The sequence below is a fragment of the Faecousia sp. genome (assembly GCF_048519415.1).
In the GTDB taxonomy this organism is placed as follows: domain Bacteria; phylum Bacillota; class Clostridia; order Oscillospirales; family Oscillospiraceae; genus JAZOXB01.
Genome location: NZ_DBFZUT010000045.1, coordinates 1 through 2,616 on the forward strand (window position 1 = coordinate 1; position 2,616 = coordinate 2,616).

General features: G+C 60.1%; 5 protein-coding genes. 2 read left to right on the top strand and 3 right to left on the bottom strand.

All coding sequences use genetic code 11. The features are described 5' to 3' along the window. Positions 1-731: 731 nt before the first annotated feature. From ACMKFF_RS05095 to ACMKFF_RS05105, 3 genes are read right to left on the bottom strand one after another with little or no spacing between them, the layout of a single operon-like run. A complete protein-coding gene (locus ACMKFF_RS05095; RefSeq protein WP_349134468.1) occupies positions 732-962 on the bottom strand; it encodes a sigma factor-like helix-turn-helix DNA-binding protein in 231 nt (76 codons plus the stop codon). Beyond that, positions 928-1,176: a hypothetical protein gene (locus tag ACMKFF_RS05100; protein WP_349134469.1), complete on the bottom strand. Its 249-nt coding sequence runs from the start codon at positions 1,174-1,176 to the stop codon at positions 928-930. The genes ACMKFF_RS05095 and ACMKFF_RS05100 overlap by 35 nt, the downstream gene beginning before the upstream one ends. Beyond that, positions 1,173-1,331, bottom strand: coding sequence for a hypothetical protein (locus tag ACMKFF_RS05105; protein WP_349134470.1), 159 nt, complete (start codon positions 1,329-1,331; stop codon positions 1,173-1,175). The genes ACMKFF_RS05100 and ACMKFF_RS05105 overlap by 4 nt, the downstream gene beginning before the upstream one ends. 243 nt (positions 1,332-1,574) lie before the next feature. Between ACMKFF_RS05105 and ACMKFF_RS05110 the strand changes: the two genes are divergently transcribed. Next, positions 1,575-2,081: a nucleoside deaminase gene (locus ACMKFF_RS05110; RefSeq protein ID WP_418487151.1), complete on the top strand. Its 507-nt coding sequence runs from the start codon at positions 1,575-1,577 to the stop codon at positions 2,079-2,081. Next, the gene (locus ACMKFF_RS05115; RefSeq protein ID WP_367926863.1) at positions 2,078-2,488 is read left to right on the top strand and encodes a VanZ family protein; all 411 of its coding nucleotides are present in this window, start codon (positions 2,078-2,080) and stop codon (positions 2,486-2,488) included. Before ACMKFF_RS05110 ends, ACMKFF_RS05115 begins: the two co-directional genes overlap by 4 nt. The last annotated feature ends 128 nt before the right edge of the window (positions 2,489-2,616 follow it).

The window sequence follows — 2,616 nt, forward strand, 5'->3', positions numbered from 1 at the left end:
TTGAGGTTTGGAAATTGCAGGAATACTTTGTGTACCCACAAGGGGCATGCCGCATCCGTAAGGCGGCAAAGCCGCCAACGGCTGCGCAATATTTCAAGATTTTCAAACCGATAAGTTGGGGCGAAAGACCCGCTGAGCGCCCTGTACGGGGTAATTCAACCGTGCAAGGGCGCTGGTGCACCTTGGCACTGCCTGATGTGTCATTGCGAGGGCGCTTTGCGCCCGTGGCAATCTCGGGAAGGCACTTTCGTCCCATACTGGTCAACGTGAAATGGTATGCGCCGATTGCGTCTGTAGCGGCGCTCAGTGAGCGCCATAGGCAGTCGCAGGTATTGCAGTAGTAATTCGGCGGCGTAAGACAAACAGGTTTGTCATTCCGAGGAGCGAAGCGACGTGGGAATCTCCTGCAACCAGCTACGTTTTCGCCGGTGGCCTTCCTGTGATCCGTCCGGGTACTGCGAGATTGCCACGTCGGCCTATGGCCTCCTCGCAATGACAAATTTGAGAGCATTGTGCGGTCGACGATGCCAACCTATCACTTACCAGCCTGCATGGCGGTCACTGACCGCCGCTACAGATGCAATCGGTTTTTACGTTTTTATCGACAGCCGGTACAAGTCGGCAGTACAGAGCAGGGAGCGGCACGCCGCTCCCCTACAGCGCACGTTTGTTTGTTAATTTCACAAAATTATTCCCTATTCATTTTTCAGTATTCATGATTCACTTAATAATTATAAGTACCCCAGATACCGCCCCACGCGGCGTTCGGCCCGCTGCAGCAGCTGGCACACGCTTGCCGGGCTGACGCCCCGGTCGATGGCGACCTCCTTCTGCGGGTGGCCGTGCAGGTAGACCGCCACGACCGTTTCATACTGCAGCGGCGTCAGCGCCACACGCAGCATGGTGTTCAGGCGCTCCGTATCCGGCTCACGGAGCGAGGCCTTGGAAAGAATCGGATGCATAACGATAGAATCCCCTTTCATAATAGTGTTCGCACAGGAGCGCAAGCTCCCGGCACTGCCGTCTGGCCTCGCACAGCTTGCGCAGGCGGTTGGCCAGCACCGCGCGCGTCTGCGCATCGGCCGTACCGCGCCGCAGGCGGCGCAGACGGCTGATCTGGATGTCCAGCAGCCCCGCCGCCTCGCGATACCCGGCTGATAGCTCCGCCAGTCTCATCCCACCGCAACCAGACAGGAGCGGAACACGACTCTGGCGTATTCCGGCAGGCACGCCGGGCACAGGCAGCCGATGTCCAGGCAGTAGCAATAGCCCCCTGCCACCAGCTCCGTTCCGCACCAGACGCACCAGCACAGCGTCTGTCCCTGCTTCATTCCGGTCTCACCTCCTTCCATCGCTTCCGCCGCAAATGCAATTCGTTCCCGTAATTTCCAGTTATTTCCATTTCTCTGGCGACAGCATATCATTTTGTTCGTTCCGTGTCAATCGTTAATTCCCTAACAAGACAAATTTCGACAAAACTTTTTCCAGAAAATCCCAATTTTGGCACACGGCTTGACGAACCGGCCGGAATCGGGTATGATTATGGCATTACCATGCCGGAGGAGGGCGAGCGGATGACAGACACGGAGGCCATGCATGAGGCGCTGGCGCTGGCGCGTGAGGCGGCAGACGAGGGCGAGGTGCCCGTCGGCTGCATCGTCACGGACGGCGAGCGCATCGTCGGGCGCGGCCGCAACCGCCGCGAAACCGGCAAAAGCGCGCTGGCCCACGCGGAGCTGGAGGCCATTGCCGAGGCCTGCCGCACGCTCGGCGGCTGGCGGCTGTGGCGCTGCACGCTCTATGTCACGCTTGAGCCGTGCCCCATGTGCGCCGGGGCCATCATCAACGCCCGCATCCCCCGCGTCGTGTTCGGCGCGCCGGACCCGAAGGCAGGCTCGTGCGGCAGCGTGACCGACCTGTTCGCCCTGCCGTATAACCACCGCCCCGCCTGCGAGGGCGGCGTTCTGGAGGAGGAATGTGCGCAGCTGCTGCGAGACTTTTTCCGCGCGCTGCGGCTCGCTCCCCCAAAGCCGCGCTGGAAGCCCGCCGTGCTCCCGGCGCAGGGAGGAGATCACGCATGAAAAAACGTTCGTTCCGGATCTACCTGATCCTGACCCTGCTGTGGACGGCAGGGATCTTTCTGCACTCCGCCATGCCGGCCGCGGCCAGCAATGCGGAAAGCGGCGGCGTGCTTGCCGTGGTGCAGATGATCCTGCCGTGGATCACGCACGGCGTGCTGCGCAAGGCGGCGCATTTTCTGGAATTTGCCGTGCTCGGCATCCTGCTGACAGGCACGTTCCACGGCGCACGGAATTTTACGCTGGCCAAGCCGATGCTGTTCGCCGTGCTCACGGCCATGACCGACGAGACCATCCAGTCCTTCACGCCGGGGCGCAACTGCGCGCTGAGCGACGTGTGGCTCGATGCCGCCGGGGCGCTGACGGGCGCCGTTCTGCTGTGGCTCATTTTCAAGCTGCGCAAAAAATAAGGCCGTTCTCCGCGTTTTGGCTTGTATTTTCCCGGATATCGGATATAATGGACAGATACGGAAACTAAGGAAAGAAGGGCTTTTCCCATGTGCGATTGCTGCAAAGAAAAAAAAGAAAAGTTTTACAT